Here is a 21,056-nt window from a genome sequence, read left to right as displayed (position 1 = left end):
ACTAGATTCGGTACATGGCGGACAGCAAGCGCGAGATCGAGCGCAAATACGAGTCCGAGGACAGCGGGCTTCCCGACCTGACCGGCGTCACAGGGGTCGCGGCCGTTGCCGACAAGGGTGTCGCCCACCTCGACGCCACCTACTACGACACACTCGACGAACGCCTCGCCGCGTCGTCCGTCACCCTGCGCCGCCGCACCGGCGGCTCCGACGCGGGCTGGCATCTGAAGTTCCCGGTCGCCCCGGGCGTCCGCGACGAGCTGCACGCCCCGCTCTCCGACACCCTCCCCGACGAGCTCGCCGGGCTCGTCCGCTCCCGGGTCCGTGACGGCGAGCTGCTGCCCGTGGTCCGGCTGCGCTGCGACCGTGACGTACGCCACCTCGTCGACGCCGACGGCGTGCTGCTCGCCGAGGTCGCGGTCGACGCCGTACACGCCGACCGGCTCACGGCCGGCGGCGGCAAGGCGCAGTGGACCGAGATCGAGGTGGAACTCGCCGACGGCGGCGACCCGGCCCTGCTCGACAAGGTGGAGAAGCGGCTGCGCAAGGCGGGCGTACGGCCGTCGGCGTCGGCGTCGAAGCTGGCCCGCGCCCTCGCCGAGACGGTACCGGCCAAGAAGCGCCCGTCCGCCCCCGCCGGGGACCCGGTGACCGCCGGGGACCATGTGCTCGCCTATGTGCGCACACAGCGCGACGCGATCGTCGAGCTCGACCCGGCCGTCCGCCGGGACACCGAGGACTCCGTGCACAGCATGCGCGTGGCCACCCGACGGCTGCGCAGCACCTTCAAGTCGTTCGGCAACGTCCTCGACCGGAAGGTCACCGACCCGGTCGGCGACGAGCTGAAGTGGCTGGCCGGCGAGCTGGGCCTGGACCGCGACCGGGAGGTGCTGACCGCACGCCTGACGGCCGCCCTCGACGAGGTGCCCGCCGACCTGGTCCGCGGCCCGCTGCCCGAGCGGCTGCACTCCTGGTCGAGCGCCGAGCACGGCAGCGCCCGCGGCGAGCTCCTCGGCGTCCTGGACTCCCGCCGCCACCTCGCCCTGCTCGACACCCTGGACGCGCTGATCGCCGACCCGCCGCTGCGCAAGGCGGCCGGCAAGAAGCCCCGCAAGGTGATCGCCAAGGCCGTGCAGAAGGACTTCCGCAAGGTCACCGGGCTGGTCCAGCAGGCACGGGAACTGGAGCCAGGCACCGACCGGGACGTCGCGATCCACGAGGCCCGCAAGAAGACCAAGCGCACCCGCTACGCGGCGGAGGCCGGCGGACCGGCCCTCGGCAAGCCGGCCAAGAACCTGGTCAAGTCCATGAAGGCGCTGCAGAACCTGCTCGGCGAGCACCAGGACAGCGTGATGGCCCGGCAGACCATCCGCGAGCTGTCGGCGGTCGCCCACGCGGCGGGGGAGAGCGCCTTCACCTATGGCCTGCTCCACGAGCGGGAGGCGCAGCGGGCCGCGCGCGTGGAGGCCGAACTGCCCGGGTTCTGGGACGGGATCAAGGACGGGGCGGCGAGCCTCTGAGCCTCGGGCGTACGGAGACGCCCCGCGGTCACGTTAGGCTGGATGGTCACCCCTGTCAGTACAGTCCAGCTCACGAAGGTGCGCGACATGCCTGCCGAAGTCGCTGCGTCGGTCTTCCCGCAGCTCGAAGCTCTGCTCCCGCATGTGCAGAAGCCGATCCAGTACGTCGGCGGAGAACTCAACTCCACGGTCAAGGACTGGGACTCCTGTGACGTCCGCTGGGCGCTCATGTACCCGGACGCCTACGAGGTCGGTCTGCCCAACCAGGGCGTCATGATCCTCTACGAGGTCCTCAACGAGCAGCAGGGCGTCCTCGCCGAGCGCACCTACAGCGTGTGGCCGGACCTCGAGGAGCTCATGCGGGAGCACAAGGTCCCGCAGTTCACGGTGGACAGCCACCGGCCGGTCAAGGCCTTCGACGTGTTCGGCCTGTCCTTCTCCACGGAGCTGGGCTACACGAACATGCTGGCCGCCCTGGACCTGTCCGGCATCCCGCTGGAGTCCAAGGACCGCGGCCTGGACGACCCGATCGTCATGGCCGGCGGGCACGCCGCCTTCAACCCCGAGCCGATCGCGGACTTCATCGACTGCGCGGTGATCGGCGACGGTGAACAGGCCGTCCTCGAGGTCACCGCGATCATCCGCGCCTGGAAGGCGGAGGGCCGCCCCGGCGGCCGCGAGGAACTCCTCTTCCGCCTCGCCCGGACGGGCGGGGTGTACGTCCCCGGCTTCTACGACGTCGAGTACCTGCCGGACGGCCGGATCGCCCGTGTCGTACCGAAGCGCAGCGGTGTCCCGTGGCGGGTCTCCAAGCACACCGTCATGGACCTGGACGAGTGGCCGTACCCCAAGCAGCCCCTGGTCCCGCTGGCCGAGACGGTCCATGAGCGCATGTCGGTGGAGATCTTCCGCGGCTGCACCCGCGGCTGCCGCTTCTGCCAGGCCGGCATGATCACCCGCCCGGTCCGCGAGCGCTCCATCACGGGCATCGGCGACATGGTCGACAAGGGCCTGAAGGCGACGGGCTTCGAGGAGGTGGGCCTGCTGTCCCTCTCCTCGGCGGACCACACGGAGATCGCCGACGTCGCCAAGGGCCTGGCGGACCGCTACGAGGAGGACAAGATCGGTCTGTCCCTCCCCTCCACCCGCGTGGACGCCTTCAACATCGACCTGGCGAACGAACTGACGAGGAACGGCCGCCGCTCCGGCCTCACCTTCGCCCCCGAGGGCGGCTCGGAACGCATCCGCAAGGTCATCAACAAGATGGTCTCCGAGGACGATCTGATCCGCACGGTCTCCACCGCGTACGGCAACGGCTGGCGCCAGGTGAAGCTGTACTTCATGTGCGGCCTGCCCACGGAGACCGACGACGACGTCCTCCAGATCGCCGACATGGCGACCAAGGTCATCGCCAAGGGCCGCGAGGTCTCCCGCTCCAACGACATCCGCTGCACGGTCTCGATCGGCGGCTTCGTCCCCAAGCCCCACACGCCCTTCCAGTGGGCCCCGCAGCTCTCCGCCGAGGAGACGGACGCCCGGCTGCAGAAGCTGCGGGACAAGATCCGCGGCGACAAGAAGTACGGCCGCTCCATCGGCTTCCGCTACCACGACGGCAAGCCCGGCATCGTCGAAGGCCTCCTCTCCCGCGGCGACCGCCGCATCGGCGCGGTCATCCGCGCGGTCTACGACGACGGCGGCCGCTTCGACGGCTGGCGCGAGCACTTCTCGTACGACCGCTGGATGGCATGCGCCGACAAGGCCCTGGAGCCGTTCGGCGTCGACGTCGACTGGTACACCACCCGAGAGCGCACCTACGAGGAGGTCCTCCCCTGGGACCACCTCGACTCCGGCCTGGACAAGGACTGGCTCTGGGAGGACTGGCAGGACTCCCTCGACGAGACGGAGGTCGAGGACTGCCGGTGGACGCCGTGCTTCGACTGTGGGGTGTGTCCGCAGATGGACACGGCCATACAAATCGGTCCGACCGGGAAGAAGCTGCTGCCTCTCACGGTCAAGAATGCCGCGCCGGCGCCGAGCGGGCACGCGCACTGAGGTGAGTGACGCACTCGTTCGGGTGATGGATGCCCTGGCGGGGGCGAGTGAGGACGAGGTGGCCGCTGCGCTGGCTGCTGTCGGGGTTTCGAGCCGTCGGCAGCCCGAGCAGCAGAGCGGGCCTTGTACGCCTCTGCCTGGCCCGGGAGGGACCTCAGCCATCCATTCTGAGGTGGAGTGGGTCTGAACCTCTCGGAGCTTCGCTGAAGCCTCTTCGCGACTACTGAGCCCCCTTCGACCCGGAGGGGGCTCAGTCATGTCGGCGCAGGACGACGTCCTTGCACAGTGAGGTTGCGTCGTGGAGAACGGGCGCGCGGTGACCTGCCCGAACAATCCGTTCTGATCGCTTTGGCAACTTGATATTCACGACGGCGATTGCTGGATACAGTCGTTTTGTTACTACTGGTTGCGGGGGCAACCAGAGCTTGGTCGGCTGTGCCGACGTCCTGGGGAGGGCCTGTAGCGCATGAGTCGTCGCTCTGCTGGTTTTGTCGGTGCGTGGGCTGAGATTCAGCGGCAGCAACAACGTCAGGTGGAAGCCGAGGCGAGACGGCGTCGGGAGGAGGCTCGGCAGGCCCGGGCGTATCAGCGGCTGGCCACGCAAAGCCAACGAGACTACCGCCAGGCCGAGGCCAGGCGACGTACGGACGAGCTGGAAGCCCAGGTTGCAGCCCTGCAAGGTCTCCTGACAACGGGCTGTCAGACGCCGGCCTTCAGGGCATCGTCTCTCATGCGTGCGGAAGGCATCCCACCGTTTGACCCAGGGCAGCTCGCATGGCCGGTGCGGATGCCCGACCCGAACCAGTACCAGGCTCAGGGCGGCTGGACCGCCAACCGGCGAGCACAGGTACAGGCTGAGGCGCGAGCTCGGTTCGAGCACGACTGGCATGCCGCGCAGGCCGCGGAGGCGCAGCGGCAGCAACAGTTAGCCGCGTTGCAGCGGGACTACGAGCAGAGGGCGGAGTCTCAGCGGGCCGAGGTGTGTCGGCACAACGCTGGGGTCGTGGAAGTGACCGAGAGGGTCAGGCGGGGCGACCCGGACTCCGTGGTCGAGTACTTCTCCGCTGCGCTCTACGCGTCGACGGCTTGGCCGGAGGGTTTTCCTCGGCAGGTGGCGGCGGCCTACGACGTAGCGGGGCGGCAGTTGGTGCTGGACTGGGAACTGCCCACGTACGACGTGGTTCCGGAGGCGAAGTCCGTCAGGTACCTGTCCCGGGAGGATCAGTACAAGGAAGCGGCACGTCCGGTGAGCCAGCGTCGAGCGCTGTACCGGGAGGTGCTGGGGCAGAGCACGCTGCTGGTTCTGCATCAGCTGTTCACGGCGGACGAGTACGGCATCCTCGACTCGGTAGCTCTGAACGGCTTCGTGGACGCCCCCGATCCGGCGACAGGACGACAGACGCAGATCTTCCTGGCGACTGTCATGGCTTCTCGGGCGGCTTTCACGGACCTGCATCTGGGACAGGTGGACCCGGTCAGCTGCCTGACCGACGCGCTGAGGGGGCAGCTCTCGACGCGGCCCGACCAGCTCACCTCCGTGCGGCCGAGCCGGCAGCCTCAGGACGTCGGCAGCCCTGTGGCCGCCCATGGTGGCGATCACGAGCCGAACCTGTACGACATGGACCCGATCGCCTTCGAGTCCCTCGTCGCCGATCTGTTCCGCGCCATGGGAATGCAGGCCGTGACGACTCAGCGCTCGAACGATGGTGGCGTGGACGTCGATGCGATGGACCCGACTCCGATCCGGGGCGGCAAAATCGTCGTCCAGGTGAACGCTACCGCAATACGGTGCCGCCCACGGCTGTGCGCGACCTCTACGGCACTGTCCAGGACGTCGGCGCCAACAAGGGTGTTCTGGTGACGACGTCCGGGTTCGGTCCGGGCTCTCACACCTTCGCTCGGGGGAAGCCTTTGGAGCTGATCTCGGGCGGCGAACTCGTCGACCTGCTGCACAGGCATGGGCTGCGTGGACGCTTGGGAGAGGGAGGGCGGGCGGCACCAGCGCAGCCGACGACGTCCGGTCCTGCGGCTCCGACCGACGACTACAACCTGCTCGGCATGACGTGGTCGGGCGACGTCGCACTAGACGTGTGCGCGCTGGTCTGCCATGGCAGCCGAGTCCTCAGCGAAGACCACTTCGTTTTCTTCAACAATCCGCAGACACCGGATGGTTCGGTACGCGCGGTCCCGGCAGCTGGGCCGGACAAGGCAGCCATTCGTGTCGCCTTCGACGCGTTGCCAGAGGCCGCTGATCGGTTCGTTCTGGTGGCCGCTGTGGATCCGGAAGTGAACCCGGAGGCCGACCTTTCCGGATTCACGGACGCCGGCATCCGCCTGCTGGACCCGGCGATGACCGAGCTCGGGCGGCTTGAGGTCTCGGACGGGCGGGCACGAGAGACCGCGTTGGTGCTCGGCTCCTTCCGGCGCAGGTCCAACGGTGACTGGGAGTTCGTGCTTGGCGGGAAGGGCTACGCAGGCGGTCTGGAACAACTCGTCCAGGACTACGGCATCGATGTGGAGTAATGCTCCTCTGCCGATGCGTTGTGCCCGGCGTGGCCGCAGGTGAACAGGCCATACACCAGGGGTCGCCCGGGAAGAATCTGCTGCCTCTGACGGTCGAGAATGCCGCGCCGGCGCCGAGTGGGCACGAGCACTGAGGTGAGTGACGCACTCGTTCGGGTGATGGATGCCTTGGCGGGGGCGAGTGAGGACGAGGCTGCTGCGGTGGCTGCTGTCGGGGCTTCGAGTCGACGGCAGCCGGTGCACCAGAGTGGGCCTTGCACGCCTCTGCCGTGCCTGGGAGGGTTCTCTGCTACGCCGACACCCGAGACGTCGCCGTCGGCCGGCCCCTGCCCGGCAATTGCAACGACTGCAAGGCATGGGAGCTTTCCGGCGCGAAGGATGCCGTCGGCGGGACCACGGTCATCGCGGACGGCGGCTACCGCGGCACCGGCCTGGTCATCCCGCGCCGACGCGAACGCGGCCAGAGCGACCTGCCGGCGTGGAAGAGGACACAGCGCCTCCCCCCCCCGCAGGGTCCGCGCACGCGTCGAGCACGTCTTCGCCCGCATGAAGAGCTGGAAGATCCTTCGCGACTGCCGCCTCATGAGCGACGGCATCCACTACGCCATGCTCGGCATCGCCCGCCTGCACACCCTCACCCTCACCGGGTGACGGCGAAGCGAGCAGGTCATCCAGCACGTCAAAGATCGCCGTAGAGGCTACCGCCCATCCCCGCCACCGATAGTGCGGTACAGGGCAACCAGAGCAGCACACACGCCCACGGTGCCGCCGAACGCGACTCCAGCGCCTTGCAAGACATCGGGCCAACTCGCTCCTGCCGACCGCGCGCCCCAAGCGGCGACCACCGCGGTCAGAGCGGCTGAAAGCACCACGAGACCTGTCGCCAGCAAGCGGATGACTCTCGCGTCATCCATCTTCAGCACTCCCCCGCTCGGTCACTCGCTCCTGTCGAGGCGCACTCCTCGGGTGCCCTGCACCCGATGGAAGCAACGACTGGAATCCGGCATAATTCACAAAATGGGCCTCAGAATTCCGGTCGGCCGCTTATAGTTTCGGCCCTTTTCGTGCACCCCATCACTCAAGGACGCTAAACCCGACAGTGACGGAACAGTGACGTCATGTTGCTGCGTGAGCGCTTCGGTTCAGTCGGTGTCCTTAAGTGACCGTCAACATGGCAAGGTGGTGGACTCATGACAGCCAGTTACCGGTGCGCGAACCGAAGAGATCATTTACGGGACAGCCCCTAGGTCGCTTCAGTCGATGCGGTCGGAGGTGCGTCGGGATGGTCACCCGTAGGCGTGCCCCGATTGGTCGCGCGACTAGGGGAGCTGGTACGGGCATGGCGGTTGACGCTGCTCGGATGGACGAGGGGTTTGCGTCGGCAAGGGCAACACGGGTGCTGAGCGCCGCGTGCCGGGCGGCGGGGCTGGATGACGCGGGCGCAGAGCTGGCCCGGCTCGGAGAGAACGCGCTGTTTCGGCTGGCGCTGGCGCCGGTGATCGTGCATGTGGCTCGGGGAGAGGCGTGGCTGCCCAAAGCCCACACTGAGGTTGCCGTCTCTCAGTGATTGGAGGGGGAAGGGTTCCCGGCTGCCCGTCTGGTTGAGGACTTGGAACAGCCGCTCTTGGTCGACGGGCACGCGGTGACGTTCTGGCACCTAATCGTTGAGGGCGCGCGGAAGGCCGAACACGCGGAGCTGGGTGGCACCCTCCGGGATCTGTATGCCATGACGTTGCCGGCGGGGCTGGAGCTGCCTCGGTTCGATCCCTTCGACAAGCAGGAGCTGCGGATCAACCGGGCCGCGATCCCGGAGGATGACAGGGCTCTTCTGAGGAGGCGCTGGCATGAGCTGCGGGCTCAGTATGAGGAGTTGCAGTTTGAGAGCCCCAAGGGGCCGGACGGTGCTGCTCACGTGCAGAACCTGACGGTGGACACCCAGGGGCAGGTGGTCTTGATCGACTTCGAGGCTTCTTGCTTCGACCACCCTGAGTGGGGCCTGATGGTCGCAGCCGCGGAGCGTCACAGCCTCGGGTGGCAGACGGATGAGCGGTACGCGGACTTCGTGCGGGCGTACGGGCGTGATCTGTCACGACTGGCACGGCTACGACACGCCGCGTCGGCTCCAAAAGTTCGGCATGAAGGCGTGGTTCATGCAGAACGTGCAGGAGGACGAGAGGACGGCGGCCTACTACCAGCGGCGCATCGCCGGGTTGTGCAACGACGATGCGCCGCGAGAAGCTGCCTCCCCCGTACAGCTCGGGAAGGCGGCTGTCCGCGTCTGTCGGGTGGATCGTGTCAGAAGGCCTCTGCGAAGTCGTCTTCCTTGAGCATCAGACGGCCCCGCACATCCTTGGGGATCATCAGCTTCATGTGGATGCGCGGGGCTCGTACGCCCTTCACCTTCGTCCGCTTGATCACGCACTTCACGCCGACCCGGAGTAGGTCGGCGGCCATGGCCTCCATGCCGCCTTCCTCCCAGTGGGTGCGGAACGACTTGCCGTTGTGCACGGCCACCCACCGGTCCTTGGTCGCCTCGGGGTCGATGGCCTCCAGCTGCTTGATGAGGTCGTCCAGTGTCTTCTCAGCCTGTTCCTTGGTGAAGCGCGTCTTCGTGAAGCGGCCTCCAGGCTCAAGCCCGGTCATGTAGTAGCTGATGGACTGTTCCAGGCGCTGTTGTTCCTTGCGGGCCTCGGCGCCCTGCCGGTACTCGCGTGTCATGACGGGATCGTCCCCGAGAACCCTCAGAACGTCGCCGACGAGCTTGCCGTAGATCTCATCGGGGTTCGGAGCGCCGTGGCCTCCGGCCTTGCACTTGCCACACCGCAGATACGAGTAGGACCGATCCTTGACGCGGTTCTGCTGAACAGTCATGTTCGAGCCGCAGTCGTGGCAGATCAGGACGCCGAGGAACTTTGTTGCCCCCTCGGGGCGCCGGGTGGGCTGGTTCTTCCCTCGACGGTCGAGGGCTTCCTGCAGGCTGTTGAACTCGTCCTCGGTGAAGATCGGGTCTGCGACGCGAATGGGCTTCGCGTCGCTGCCCAAAACGATCTTCGAGCGACGTACGCCCCCGTTCTTGTCCTCTTCTACGCGGTAGCCCATAAGTGCCGGGTTCCTGAGTCGGCGGAGCTGTGTCGACGCTGTCAGGCCTGATCCGCAGAGGCCGGCGCGCACCAGGACCTTGACCATGCGCCGGGCGGAAGCGGGCTTGTCCCGCATGGTGGCCTTGCGGCACCAGTGCAGTGTCCGGTGCGCGTCCTTGTCGATGGCGAGTACGACCCTGCCGTTCTCGTCCTCCGCCGTCTCGTACCCGTACGCCGGCTTGCCCACTAGCCAGTCGCTCTGTGTCTTGGTGTAGTCCCAGAGGCTCGCGATGCGCGTGCTCGTGTTGGCCGCCTCGATCTCTGCGATGCCGCCGACGATCGTGACCATGATCTTCCCGGCCGTCGTGGTCAGGTCGATCGAGTCGTTCTTGGAGACGAGGTTCTTCCCGTACTTCAAGCACCAGTCGATCATGGTGCTCAGGTCCGAGAGGCGACGTACGAAGCGGTCCAGCTTCCAGAAAAGGATCTCGTCGAACTCGGGTGCTCGGTTGTTCAGCCAGTCCCCGAGCTCCTTGCGCTTCCACGGCGGAACCTTCGTCGCCGAGACGTTGAGATCGCTCGCGACTCCGATCACTCGGCAGCCGCGCTCCCTGGCGAGCAGACGTAGATCGAGTTCCTGCCGGACGGGCGATGTCGTGTCGTCGGTGAGGACCGACAGACGCACGGACAAGAGTGCCCGGGGTGCGTCGTCCGGCAGGAGGGCTTCTGTCTCCTTCAGCTCCCGTAAGAGGGCTAAGTCAGCCTCGGACCATTCGGCATCAACTGAGTACAGCCCGCGGTCAGTTGCGGCGCGGGACCTCGTTCGCTTCCCCATGACCTGCACGGTAGCGGTTTTGGGTCCGTTGGTGAATGGCCGCAGATGGACACGGAGATCCAGATCGGCCCGACGGGGAAGAAGCTGCTGCCGTTGACGGTCAAGAACGCCGGTCCGGCGCCTGCTTCGAGTGGGCACGCGCACTGAGTGTGTCGTCGGCGGCTGCCTCCGCGAGGAGGAGGTAGCCGGCGGCGGTCCAGGTGTAGGCGCGGTCTCGTAGGCCCGTGCCGGTCAGGGCGTCGAAGTTTTCGGCGAAGCCGTGGGTTTCGCAGAGGGTGCGGAAGCGGGTGCTGATGTCGGCTGCCAGCCGGTGGTGGCCGGCGCGGCGCAGGCCGTCTTCGATGAGGACCGTGGCGGGGGCCCAGATCGGGCCGCGCCAGTAGCCGTCGGCGAGGTAGTGCGGTGAGGTCGGCAGCTCCGTGGCCAGGCCGTGGGGGGTCAGGTGGGCCGCGATGCGGTCGGCCAGCCGGGCGCTGATCGCGGGCGGGAGGTGCTCGCCCAGCACGATGGGCATCAGGTCGAGGAGGCTGGAGCCGGTCCAGGTGTTCCCGCTGTGGACGCCCCGGGTCGTGAATTTGTCGCCGGTCCAGAGTTCGTCCAGGAGGGACGCCTGGGTCGTCTCGGCGGCTCGTGTCCACCGTACTGCGTCGTCGGGTCTGTCCAAGTGTGCTGCCAGGGCGGCCAGTTCGTGCAGCTGGAGGATGAGGAAGGCGGCCAGGTCCGCGGTGACGACCACGCGTTCGGGGTCGAACGTGGTGGCGTTGTCCCAGCCGCTGTCGTTGCCGTGGTGGTAGTGGGGGAGTGCCGCGCCGGGGGCGCGGCGGGCGGTGAGCCAGAAGGTCGTCCAGCGTTCCAGCCGGTCGTAGGCGTCTGCCAGTTCCGTGCGGTCGGGGGGTGTGGGCAGACGGCGGCGCAGGTGGCCGAGGGCCCAGCCGTGGACGGGCGGTTTGACGAAGTTGCGCAGGACCTCGGAGTGGGTGACCGAATCGGGGAGCGCCCCGGTCTCGTCCTGGTGGTCGAAGGGCAGCCGGTACTGGTCCCAGGCCAGTTCGGGGCAGCCGGGGGCCAGGGCCAGTGCGTTGAAGCAGTGGTCCCAGCTCCAGACCTTGTCCATCCAGTGCTTGGACATCAGGACGGCGGGGCGGGGGACCAGTCCGGCCGGGCGTACGGTCGCGGACCACAGGACGTAGGCGGCGAGTTCGGCGGCCGGGGTGGCCGGGGAGCGCCAAGGGGCCACCGCGTCGACGAAGTCCGCGAAGGCGTTCCGCGCCGCCTCGACGGTCTTGCCGAAGAGTGAGGTCGACACGTAAGGCGGGCGGGCCGTGTCGAGTTCCTCGACCGCGAGCTCCCAGGAGTCGTCCGGGCCGGCGGTGATCGTGAGGCCGCGGTCGGCGGTGCCCAGGGTCTGGTCGCCGTGGGTGTGCGTCACCGTGCCGGACAGGACGGTGACGCGGTAGCGGCGGCCGGTCTCGTACGACGTGAAGACGTAGGCCTCGGTGGCCGCGTCGCGGAAGAAGTACGTGCCGCTGAAGGGGGTCAGGGCGCGGGCCGACGCGGAGACGCGCAGCGACAGTGCCGTGCCGCGCAGGCGGACGGTGTCCGGTGACTCATAGGCGAGGTCGACGCGGCCGGTCCTGCTGATGCCGATCCAGCTCAGCAGGGCGGGGGTGGCCTCCACCCGGGTCTCGGCCCGCTCGCCCGTCGCCCGGTCGAGGGGCGTCAGGCTCAGGACGGCGTGCATGCCGTTCTGGTGCGAGACGAGGTGCAGGTCCTCGGCGTACGTCTTCTCCGCCACCACGGGGGAGATGTCGAACCAGGATCCGTATGTGCTGAACGGGATGTCCTGGACGGAGAAGGCCGGGCCGGAGCGGTCGGCGGTCATGAAGGGGCACTCGTTTCTCGAGCAGGGATCGTGCGGAGATCGGTCCTCGATCGCACCGGGTCGGTTCTCGACCGCGCCAGGTCAGTCCTTGACCGCGCCGGCTGTCACACCGGCGGCGACATAGCGCTGGGCCAGGACGAGGATGACCGCGGCCGGCAGCGAGGCCACGACGGCGGTGGCCATGATGGCGTTCCACTCCTGGTTGTTGTTGCCGATGTAGTGGTAGATGCCGAGGGTGATCGGCTCCCGCGCGCCGCCGTTGACGAGGGTGCTCGCGAAGACGAAGTCGGACCAGGACCACAGGAACGCGAACAGCGACACGGTGACGACGGCGTTGCGGCTCATCGGCAGGACGATCGACCGGAAGGTGCGCCAGGGTCCGGCACCGTCCGTCCGTGCCGCCTGGAGCAGTTCGTCGGGGATGCCGGACATGAACGCGGTGAAGATGAGTACCGCGAAGGGGACGGCCAGGGTGGAGTCGGCGACGATCAGGCCGGGGACGGACTGGAGCAGGCCGAGCTGGAGGTAGATGGCGTAGAAGCCCATCGCCATGATGATGCCGGGGATCATCTGGGCGGCGAGCAGGACGAAGCCGAGGACGCCGCCGCCGCGTGGGCGCAGTTTGGCCAGCGCGTAGCCGGCGGGGGCGGACAGGGCCACGGTCAGGGCGACGGTGCCCAGGCCGATGACGAGGCTCGTGCCGAGGTAGGGCAACTGCTCGTCGAGGACGGTGCGATAGCCGGCCAGGGTGCCGTGGGCGGGGAACAGGTCCGGCGGGCTCTTGCGCAGGTCCTGGTCGCGGGTGAGGGAGACGTTCAGCATCCAGTAGACCGGGAAGAGCATGATCCCGGTCAGCAGGACGCCGAGGGTCGTCCTTCCCCAGGTGAGTGCCCGCGCGCGTCTGCCGTTCCGGCTCATGAGAGCGCCTGCTTTCTCTGCGCCCGGACGTAGACCAGGCCGAACACCAGGGCGGCCACCACCAGCAGGTTGCCGACGGCCGCGCCCGGGCCGAAGGCGGGCAGCAGGTTGCCGAAGCCGAGTTGGTAGGACCAGGTGGCGAAGGTCGTGGAGGCTCCCGCCGGGCCGCCCTTGGTCATGATCCAGATGATGTCGAAGACCTTGAGCGTGTAGACCAGCCCGAGCAGCAGGGTGATCGCGGACACCGGCCGCAGCAGCGGGAAGGTGATGCTCCAGAACCGCCGCCAGGGACCTGCCCCGTCGAGGGCGGCGGCCTCGTACAGGCCGGCCGGGATGGACTGCAGGCCGCTGTGGAGCACGACCAGGTTGAACGGGATGCCGATCCAGATGTTGGCGATGATCACGGAGGTGAGCGACCAGGACGGCGAGGTCAGCCAGTTCACCGGGCCGATGCCGATGGCGTTCAGCAGGGCGTTGACCAGCCCGGAGTCGCTGTTGAGCAGCCACGACCAGGTGGAGGCCGACACGATCAGCGGCAGCAGCCAGGGCACCAGGAACAGCGCCCGCAGGGTGGCGGAGAGCCGGAAGTGCTGGTTGAAGAAGACCGCGAGCGCCAGGCCGATGACGTACTGGAAGACCAGGCACACGGCGGTGAACACCACGGTGTGGAGCAGGGCGGGTGCGAAGGCCGGGTCGTCGAAGACGGTCCGGTAGTTGTGCAGGCCCGTGAAGGGCGCGTCACCCTGGACGAAGGAGCGGACGGTGTAGTCGCGCAGGCTCAGGTCGAGGTTGCGGTAGAGCGGATAGGCGTAGAAGAGGACGAGGTACAGCGTCACCGGGGTGAGGAAGGCCCAGGCGGCCCACTGTCCCGTGTGGATCGTCCCCGTGTGGATCGTCTGTCTCGTGTGGATCGTCGGATGACCTCGGCCCATGGTCACTCGGCCGCGGACTGGGCGGTGGTGAGCGCGTCCTTCGGCGACTTGGAGCCGCTGAGGGCGGACTGCACGGCCTTCCACAACTGCTCCGAGATCTTGGGGTACTTCGTGCCGAGGTCGTCACTGGTGCGGCCCTTGGCCGACTTGACCGCGTCCACCCATGGCTTGAGGTCGGGATCGGCCGCCAGCTGCTTGTCCTGGACCTCGTTGGTGGGTGCGACGTAGGAGAGGGTGGTGTCGGTGTCGTACAGGTTCTTGGTGCTGGTCAGGCAGGTCGCGAGCTTGCGTGTGGTGGCGTAGCGGCCGGTGTCGCTCTGCACCGGGACGGTGACGAACTCGCCGCCCGTCGGGGCCGCGGCGCTGCCTCCCTCGGCGGCCGGGACGGGCAGGACGCCGAAGTCGAAGCCGGCCTTCTTGGCGGCCGCGAGCTGCCAGGTGCCGTTCTCCGCGAAGGCGTAGTCGCCGGTGGCGAACTCCTGCCAGCTGGTGGTCTGGGTGTTGTTGAGCACCGAGTTGGGGGCGTAGCCCTTGTCCAGCCAGTCCTTCCAGAGGGAGAGCGCGGAGACGGCCGCGGGCGAGTCGACATCGGTCAGCTCGGCTCCGGAGCCCCAGAACCACGGCAGGAACTGGAAGCTGCCCTCCTCGGTGCCGATCGCGGAGAAGGTGATGCCCTTCCTCCCGGCCTGTTCGACCTTTTCCAGCGCGGCCGTCAGCGACGTCCAGTCCTTGACGGTGGCTATGTCCACCCCGGCTTCCTTCAGGACCTTCTTGTTGTAGTAGAGGGCGAGGGTGTTGGCGCCGATCGGGGTGCCGTAGGTCTTGCCGCCCGACTGGCCGGCCGCGAGCAGGTTGGGGTCCACGCCCGAGGTGTCGAGCTCGCTGTCGTCGGTGGTGGTGAGCACGCCCGCCTCGGCCAGGGTCGACACCACCGGGTTGTCGACGATGAGGACGTCGGGGGAGTTGCCCTGCTGGGCGGCGAGCAGCGTCTTGTTGGCCAGGTCGCTGGTGTCGAAGCCGGTCCGCTTGATCTTCACTCCGGCCTCGCTGCCGCAGGCGTCCAGCAGCTTCACCCACGCGGAGCCCTTGGCGAACTGCGGGTACGGGTCCCAGATCGTGTAGGTGCCGTCGTCCGCCGCCTTCGTGCCGGTGCCTGCCGAGCCGGATCCACAGGCGGTGGCGCTCGTTGCGACGGCCAGGGCGGTCAGGGCCGCGGCGGTCAGGCGGCGCCGTCTGGAGAAGCTGTTCATCGCGGGGTCCTTTGTGTCGGGCATGGAGGTGCCGAGGCGAGGGCGCTGCTGGAAGTGGGCACGCCGAACAGCACTGATGAGCGTTCGGGCGTGTGACGGGGTGAAGGAGGCGGCCAGGGGGCTCGGTCAGGGAGTCGTATCGGCCCCGGTGCCCGCGGCGGGCGTGACACCCGCGGGCCCCGTGCTGGCCCGCAGGGAGATGGGCGGGGTGAGGAGGTGGTGCCGGGGCGGGGCACCGGGGTGGTCGAGCCGCTCCACCAGCAGTTCGACGGCGAGCCGGCCCAGGTCGGCCGCGGGCACGTCCGCCGCCGTGAGCTGCGGAGTCACCGTCTCCGCCCAGCGGGCGGCCACGACCCCGGTGACGGAGAAGTCGCGCGGCACATGGCGGCCGGCCTGGGCCAGCCCCCGGTACAGGCCGCCCAGCGCGGCCTCGTTCAGTGTGACCAGGCCGGTGGTGGCCGGGTCGTCGTGCAGGATCCGTTCCACACAGGCCTGGCCCGAGGCGGCGTCGTCCCCGCAGCAGTAGGTGCGCACGGTCAGTCCGCGTTCGGCCGCGGCCTTGGTGAAACCGTCCAGGCCGCGGTGCGCGGACTCGTACCCGGCCCGCAGCAGCTGCTCCGGGCGGTTGACGAAGGCGATCCGGCGGTGGCCGAGATCCGCCAGGTGATGGACGCAGGCCTCCACGAGCGCGATGTGGTCCAGGCCCACCCACCAGGTGCCCTCGGGGCGAGCCGTACGGCCGATGGCGACGGAGGGGAAGTCCAGGGCGGCCAGATGGTCGGCCCGGTCGTCCTCCAGCCTGATCTCCATCAGGATCGCCCCGTCGACCCGCCGCTCACCCAGCAGTCGCTGGAAGGAACGGTCGCTGTCCACGCCGCTGGGGGACAGCAGCACGTCGTAGTCGTAGACCGCGGCGGCCTCGACGACGCTGCCGATGAAGTCCAGTTGCATTCCCGTGTAGTGGTTCCCGGCCGGCGGGAAGACCAGGCCGAGGGTGCTGGTCCGCCCGTTGGCCAGGGCACGGGCACTGGCGCTGGGCCGGTACCCGAGTTCGTCGACGACCTGCTGGATCTTCCGGCGGGTGTCGTCCGACACCGGGCGCTTGCCGCTCAGCGCGTAGGACACGGTGCTCCGCGAGACACCGGCCCGGCGGGCGATCTCACCGATGTTCACGGCAACTCCTTGCTCGAAGACCGAACCGGTTCGACAGCGATCCGGCCGTTGTCGAACCGGTTCGCATGGAGGGAACGTAGGAACTGCCCGGACGCCTGTCAACACCAGCGACGAACTTCGCAGGCCGGGCGCCCCGGCCAAGAAGATCCCTGTGTCGAAGGGATTGCTGGCCCGAGGTACCGGTGCTAGCTTCCCGAACCGGTTCGACGCGGCGATCCCGTTCTCCCGGGCCTGCCCTCCCTCCCCCTCGCTCCTCCCCGAACCCACCACCGCCACCCACATCGTGTCTGCGCGCACAGCCTGAATCGAACCGGTTCGACGATCCCCGACGTTCTGACGACCCCGACGTTTTGACAACCCCGACGATGAGGACGCCATCCATGCCATCCCCTGACAGATCCACGCGGCGCCGAGCCCCGGCCGCCGTGGCGCTGACCCTCGGTGCGGGCCTGCTGGCCGCACCGGCAGCCCCCGCGCACGCGGCGGAGCCGCCCCGGCCCGCCGCCCGCTACACCTTCGACCAGGACGACATGGCCTCCGGGAAGATCACCGACAGTTCCGGCAACGGCCTGACGGCAGACCTGGTGAATGCCTCCACCGCCCGGTCCGTCGAGGGCGCGGCCGGGGGCAAGGCCCTCGCCCTGCCCGGCGGTGCGGCCGGCTCCAGCGGCGCGTACGTCCGTCTGCCCCGCGCAGTGGTCGGGGACGCGGCCGACCTGACGGTCTCCGCACGCGTGAAGTGGAGCGGCGACAAGTCGCCCTGGCAGCGGATCTTCGACCTGGGAACCAACTCCACCAAGTACCTCTTCAGCACCCCGTACAACGGCGGCGGACTGCTCCAGACCTCCGTGACCACCGGCGGAGGGGGCGCGGAGGCACAGGTGCGCGGCTACGCGCCGCTCCCCGCGGACCAGTGGCGGACGGTGACCGTCACCCTCGACACCTCCGCGGGCCGGCTCACCACCTACCTCGACGGCGTGCCGGTCTCCTCCGCCGAGACCGGCATCAAGGCCAAGGACCTGCTGGAGAGTTCGGCCAACACCGCCGGCTACATCGGCAAGTCCTTCTACCCGGACCCGCTGCTCAAGGGCGCGATCGACGACTTCACCGTGTGGCACGCGGCGCTGAGCGCCGAGCAGGTGGCCGGAACGGTCGGTGCCGTGCCGACCGTCCAGGAGCTCTCGAAGACGTCCTTCGAGGTCCGTACCACCACCGGGACCGCCCCGTCCCTCCCGGCCGCCGCCCGCGCCTCCTTCACCGACGGCTACGACCGTGACATACCGGTCACCTGGGACGCCGTGCCGTCCGAGAAGTACGCGAAGCCGGGCACCTTCACGGTGGCCGGGACCGCGGCCGGACGTGCGGTGAAGGCCACCGTCACCGTGGTCCGCGAGGGGCAGCTCACCGTCGACCTCGGCTCGGACACCGGCGCGTTCCACGGCGGCGCCTCCGGCACCCTCTACGGCGTGTACGGACCGGATGTCCCCACCAACAACCTCATGGAGGGCATGGGCCTGCGCACGGTCTCCACCAAGGCCCAGGACGGCCCGCAGCACCCCGGTGCCGACGCGCTGGAGGTGGTCGGGCCGCTGGCCGACTCCACCGACGGCGATGTCTACATCTACATGACCGACATCCACCGCGGCTTCCCGTACCAGTGGCCGGGTGACACACCCGAGGAGAAGCTCAAGCTCTACCGGGAGAAGGTCGCCCAGCAGGTCGACCAGGTCCTGAAGCTGCCGAAGCAGTACCAGGACAACATCGTCTTCGTGCCGTTCAACGAGCCCGAGGGCAACATGTTCGGCACCGGCGAGTGGAGCTACGACAAGGTCAGCTGGCTCGACGATCCCGACGCCTACTTCGCCGCCTGGGACGACTTCTACAAGCTCATCAAGGGCAAGATGCCCGAGGCCCGCATCGCCGGCCCCAACACCAGCGTCCTGTACGACCAGGTGAAGGGCTTCCTCACCCACACCCTGGCGGCCGGCACCCTCCCGGACGTCATCACCTGGCACGAGCTGAGCCACCCGGAGGCGGTGCGCGAGAGCGTCGCCAAGTACCGGGCGTGGGAGAAGGACCTGTTCGAGGGCACCGGCAAGGCGGGCACCGAACTGCCCGTCAACATCAACGAGTACGCCTTCAACTACCACACCTCGGTGCCCGGCCAGATGATCCAGTGGGTGTCCGCGATCGAGGAGTCCAAGGTCGACGCCGACATCGCGTACTGGAACATCGACGGCAACCTCTCCGACTCCGCGGTGCAGTCGAACCGCGGCAACGGCCAGTGGTGGCTGCTGAACTCCTACGCGTCGATGAGCGGCCACACCGTCGAGGTGACTCCGCCCTTCCCGGGCGAGAACTACACCATGCAGGGCGTCGGCACGCTCGACGAGAAGAGGAAGCAGGCCCGGCTGCTCTTCGGCGGCTCCACGGGCAAGGGCCACATCACCTTCGCTGGCGTCCCGAAGAAGCTGTTCGGCGACCGGGTGCACGCCTGGGTGAAGGAGATCGAGTGGAGCGGCCAGGTCGGCGACAACTCCGGCCCGAAGCTGCTCAGCGAGCGGAACCTCGAGGTCGGTGACGACGGCACGGTCGTCGTCGACTTCGGCGACGGCGGGCTGCCGGCGCTGAAGGAGTCCTCGGCCTACGAGATCGTCCTCAGCCCGGCCGGGAAGGCGAAGAGCACCCAGTCCCCACCCGTGCGCTGGCAGGGTTCGTACGAGGCGGAGGACGCCGCCCACACCGGCTCCGGCTGGTCGAAGAACGGCCCGGAGGGCTCGCCCCGCGACGTGTCGAAGTTCTACACCTCCGGCGGCTACGACGTGGGCGGTCTGCGTACCGGCTCGGACGTCACGCTGGACTTCACCGTGGACGTGCCCGAGGACGGCACCTACGACCTGAGCGTCTTCGCCAACTCCCTCAACACCTTCGACAAGGTGAAGGAGCAGGGCCCGGCCAATGTCTTCCTGCGCGTGGACGGCAAGGCGGACAGCGAGCGGGAGCTGCACCTGCCGCTCGGCTACAAGTGGGTGGTCTGGGACCACACCGACACCGAGGTGAAGCTCACCAAGGGCAGGCACACCCTGACGCTGGCGGCGAAGAGCCTCGACGGCAAGCGCGCCACCAAGGGTGACGCCATCGTCGACCGCCTCACCCTGTCCCTGCCGGACGCCTCGGCCGGCACCCGGGTGTACGAGGGCGAGCTGGCCTGGCCGGCCGGCGGGGCACGGCCCGTCTACGACCTGCCGAATCGGTCGGGTGCGGGCGCGGTCCGGCTCGCGAAGGGCCAGACGGCGACGTTCTGGGTCTACTCACCCGACGACCGCGAGGCCACCCTGAGGGTCGACACCCTCGGCGGCACCGGCGCCCGGCTCTCCGTCAACGGGCACGACGTGCTGCGCCTGGCGAAGAACCGGAGCAGCGTGGCCGTGTCCCTCTCGGGCGGCGTCAACAAGGTGACCGTGACCGGCGGCCCGGCCACGACCCTCGTCGACCGTCTGACGGTCACACCGACCGAGGGCAGGCTGCCGACGCGTACCTACGAGGCCGGCCAGGCCCACCTCGCGGGCTCGGCCACGCTCGCCCCGCTCTCGCTGGCCACCGACGGCACGGCGATCACGGGCATCGGCGGTGCCCCCGGCAACGGCAACACCGCGACGTTCACCGTCACGGCCGACCGGCCCGGCCTGTACGCGCTGCGCGTCCGCTACTCCAACCCGGAGCAGTCCGAGGCCACGCACTACAACCCGGACCCGCTCGCCCGCCACGCCGACATCAGCATCAACGGCGGCGAGCCGCGGCGCGTCGGATTCCCGCACAGCTTCCACCAGAACAACTTCTGGGAGCTGACCGTCCCGGTCCAGCTCGCAAAGGGGAAGAACACGATCGGCTTCCGCTCCGAGGAGCTGCCGAACTACGACGGCACCACCTACGCCTCGGACACCTTCCCCGGGGTGCTGCTCCGCTCCCGCTACGCGCCGCTGATCGACCGGATCACCGTCGTGCCGTACGCGCGAGAAGACTGAGCAGACCGAGGGGTGAGGTCGGTCCTCAGGGGGACCCGCTCAGGAGGGCGGGGTCGGTGGCGCTCCCCCGGGGGACCGGCCCGGCCCAGGTTCCCCCGGTTCAGCCACGAGCTGGGGGAGCCGTCAGCTCAGGCGGCCCTGTTCGCAGACGCGCCGGGCGACCTCGCGGAGCTTGATGTTCCGCTCCTGGGAGAAGCGGCGCAGCACGTCGAAGGCCTCCTTCTCGTTGAGGTTGTGGCTGCCCATGAGGATGCCCATGGCCTCGCCGATGAGATGACGGGTGGCGACGGCCTGCTCCAGCTGGGCGTGGCTGCGGGCACTGGCGAAGGCGATGGCGGCGTGCGAGGCCAGCAGCCAGCCGGCGGTCTCGCTGTCATCCGTGAAGGACCCCGTGCGGTGGGAGTAGAGATTGAGCGCGCCGAGTTCCTCGTCCTCGGTGTACAGCAGGAAACCCATCATGCTGCCCACGCCCAGGCCACGGGCCTGCTCGGCGTACGCGGGCCAGCGCGGCTGCTCCTCGGTGAAGTCGGTGATGCGGAACACCCGCTCCGATGTGCCCCTGCGGGCCGCGTCGAAGCAGGGACCCTCCGCCAGGCGCTCCTGCAACTGGTCGCTCTTGACGACGAGGTCGGACGTGGGGGCGAGCGTCTCCGCACGTTTGCCGTGCAGGAGGAGGATGCCGGCCGCGTCGCATCCCGCCACGAGCCTCGTGGCCGAGTCGGTGATGTGCTCGAGGGTGGCATCGACCGACTCCTGGGCGAGCAGGTCCCGTGCCATGGCGGCCATCTGCTGCGCGAACACGCGCCATTCCACTGTGATTCTCCCTCGGTCGTCACCTCGGCGTCCTCCCTGCCCACGTTGCCACG

At 68.8% G+C, this 21,056-nt stretch carries 11 protein-coding genes and 2 pseudogenes; 6 read left to right on the top strand and 7 right to left on the bottom strand.

What is annotated here, in order from left to right; all coding sequences use genetic code 11:
* The first annotated feature begins 14 nt into the window (after positions 1-14).
* From ACFT32_RS26075 to ACFT32_RS26055, 5 genes and pseudogenes are all read left to right on the top strand, one after another.
* Positions 15-1,520 (top strand): CHAD domain-containing protein, encoded by a 1,506-nt coding sequence (locus tag ACFT32_RS26075; RefSeq protein WP_382493691.1) that lies wholly within the window; start codon positions 15-17, stop codon positions 1,518-1,520.
* Between the two features lie 87 nt (positions 1,521-1,607).
* Positions 1,608-3,572 (top strand): TIGR03960 family B12-binding radical SAM protein, encoded by a 1,965-nt coding sequence (locus tag ACFT32_RS26070; RefSeq protein WP_382493689.1) that lies wholly within the window; start codon positions 1,608-1,610, stop codon positions 3,570-3,572.
* A 466-nt stretch (positions 3,573-4,038) separates the two neighbouring features.
* Positions 4,039-6,095: pseudogene (locus ACFT32_RS26065) on the top strand (restriction endonuclease).
* A 278-nt stretch (positions 6,096-6,373) separates the two neighbouring features.
* Positions 6,374-6,746 (top strand): annotated as a pseudogene (locus ACFT32_RS26060) (transposase); the annotation flags it as partial.
* Positions 6,747-7,434: 688 nt separating this feature from the next.
* On the top strand, positions 7,435-7,662 hold the full coding sequence (locus tag ACFT32_RS26055; protein WP_382493687.1) for a hypothetical protein: 228 nt from the start codon (positions 7,435-7,437) through the stop codon (positions 7,660-7,662).
* Between the two features lie 728 nt (positions 7,663-8,390).
* Here the strand turns inward: ACFT32_RS26055 and ACFT32_RS26050 are convergent.
* The 6 genes from ACFT32_RS26050 to ACFT32_RS26025 all read right to left on the bottom strand — a co-directional run bounded on the left by ACFT32_RS26050 (position 8,391) and on the right by ACFT32_RS26025 (position 16,165).
* Positions 8,391-10,010, bottom strand: a complete 1,620-nt coding sequence (locus tag ACFT32_RS26050; RefSeq protein ID WP_382493685.1) for a recombinase family protein — start codon at positions 10,008-10,010, stop codon at positions 8,391-8,393.
* A gap of 100 nt (positions 10,011-10,110) precedes the next feature.
* A complete protein-coding gene (locus ACFT32_RS26045) occupies positions 10,111-11,892 on the bottom strand; it encodes an amylo-alpha-1,6-glucosidase (protein WP_382493683.1) in 1,782 nt (593 codons plus the stop codon).
* An 81-nt stretch (positions 11,893-11,973) separates the two neighbouring features.
* Positions 11,974-12,810, bottom strand: a complete 837-nt coding sequence (locus tag ACFT32_RS26040; protein WP_382493680.1) for a carbohydrate ABC transporter permease — start codon at positions 12,808-12,810, stop codon at positions 11,974-11,976.
* Complete coding sequence (locus tag ACFT32_RS26035; protein WP_382493678.1) at positions 12,807-13,742, bottom strand: carbohydrate ABC transporter permease; 936 nt, start codon at positions 13,740-13,742, stop codon at positions 12,807-12,809. The genes ACFT32_RS26040 and ACFT32_RS26035 overlap by 4 nt, the downstream gene beginning before the upstream one ends.
* Before the next feature lie 2 nt (positions 13,743-13,744).
* The gene (locus tag ACFT32_RS26030; protein ID WP_382493675.1) at positions 13,745-14,992 is read right to left on the bottom strand and encodes an extracellular solute-binding protein; all 1,248 of its coding nucleotides are present in this window, start codon (positions 14,990-14,992) and stop codon (positions 13,745-13,747) included.
* A 126-nt stretch (positions 14,993-15,118) separates the two neighbouring features.
* Positions 15,119-16,165, bottom strand: a complete 1,047-nt coding sequence (locus ACFT32_RS26025) for a LacI family DNA-binding transcriptional regulator (protein ID WP_382493673.1) — start codon at positions 16,163-16,165, stop codon at positions 15,119-15,121.
* A gap of 380 nt (positions 16,166-16,545) precedes the next feature.
* Between ACFT32_RS26025 and ACFT32_RS26020 the strand changes: the two genes are divergently transcribed.
* Positions 16,546-20,190, top strand: a complete 3,645-nt coding sequence (locus ACFT32_RS26020) for a LamG-like jellyroll fold domain-containing protein (RefSeq protein WP_382493670.1) — start codon at positions 16,546-16,548, stop codon at positions 20,188-20,190.
* A gap of 123 nt (positions 20,191-20,313) precedes the next feature.
* Here ACFT32_RS26020 and ACFT32_RS26015 read toward each other — a convergent pair whose 3' ends face one another.
* Entirely contained in the window at positions 20,314-21,003 is a 690-nt protein-coding gene (locus ACFT32_RS26015) for a GAF and ANTAR domain-containing protein (RefSeq protein WP_382493668.1), read from the bottom strand.
* Positions 21,004-21,056 lie beyond the last annotated feature (53 nt).

Origin of the sequence: Streptomyces sp. NPDC057002, assembly GCF_042673825.1 — a bacterium.
Classification (GTDB): Bacteria; Actinomycetota; Actinomycetes; order Streptomycetales; family Streptomycetaceae; genus Streptomyces.
The sequence above is the reverse complement of the archived record's forward strand: the minus strand, read 5'-3'. Positions and strand labels throughout refer to the sequence as shown.

Bases quoted from the DNA above. Each gene is read 5' to 3' on its own strand.
- ACFT32_RS26070 (WP_382493689.1), top strand. From the start codon at position 1,608: ATGCCTGCCGAAGTCGCTGCGTCGGTCTTCCCGCAGCTCGAAGCTCTG.
- ACFT32_RS26055 (WP_382493687.1), top strand. From the start codon at position 7,435: ATGGCGGTTGACGCTGCTCGGATGGACGAGGGGTTTGCGTCGGCAAGG.
- ACFT32_RS26075 (WP_382493691.1), top strand. From the start codon at position 15: ATGGCGGACAGCAAGCGCGAGATCGAGCGCAAATACGAGTCCGAGGAC.
- ACFT32_RS26045 (WP_382493683.1), bottom strand. From the start codon at position 11,892: ATGACCGCCGACCGCTCCGGCCCGGCCTTCTCCGTCCAGGACATCCCG.
- ACFT32_RS26035 (WP_382493678.1), bottom strand. From the start codon at position 13,742: ATGGGCCGAGGTCATCCGACGATCCACACGAGACAGACGATCCACACG.
- ACFT32_RS26050 (WP_382493685.1), bottom strand. From the start codon at position 10,010: ATGGGGAAGCGAACGAGGTCCCGCGCCGCAACTGACCGCGGGCTGTAC.
- ACFT32_RS26030 (WP_382493675.1), bottom strand. From the start codon at position 14,992: ATGAACAGCTTCTCCAGACGGCGCCGCCTGACCGCCGCGGCCCTGACC.
- ACFT32_RS26040 (WP_382493680.1), bottom strand. From the start codon at position 12,810: ATGAGCCGGAACGGCAGACGCGCGCGGGCACTCACCTGGGGAAGGACG.
- ACFT32_RS26020 (WP_382493670.1), top strand. From the start codon at position 16,546: ATGCCATCCCCTGACAGATCCACGCGGCGCCGAGCCCCGGCCGCCGTG.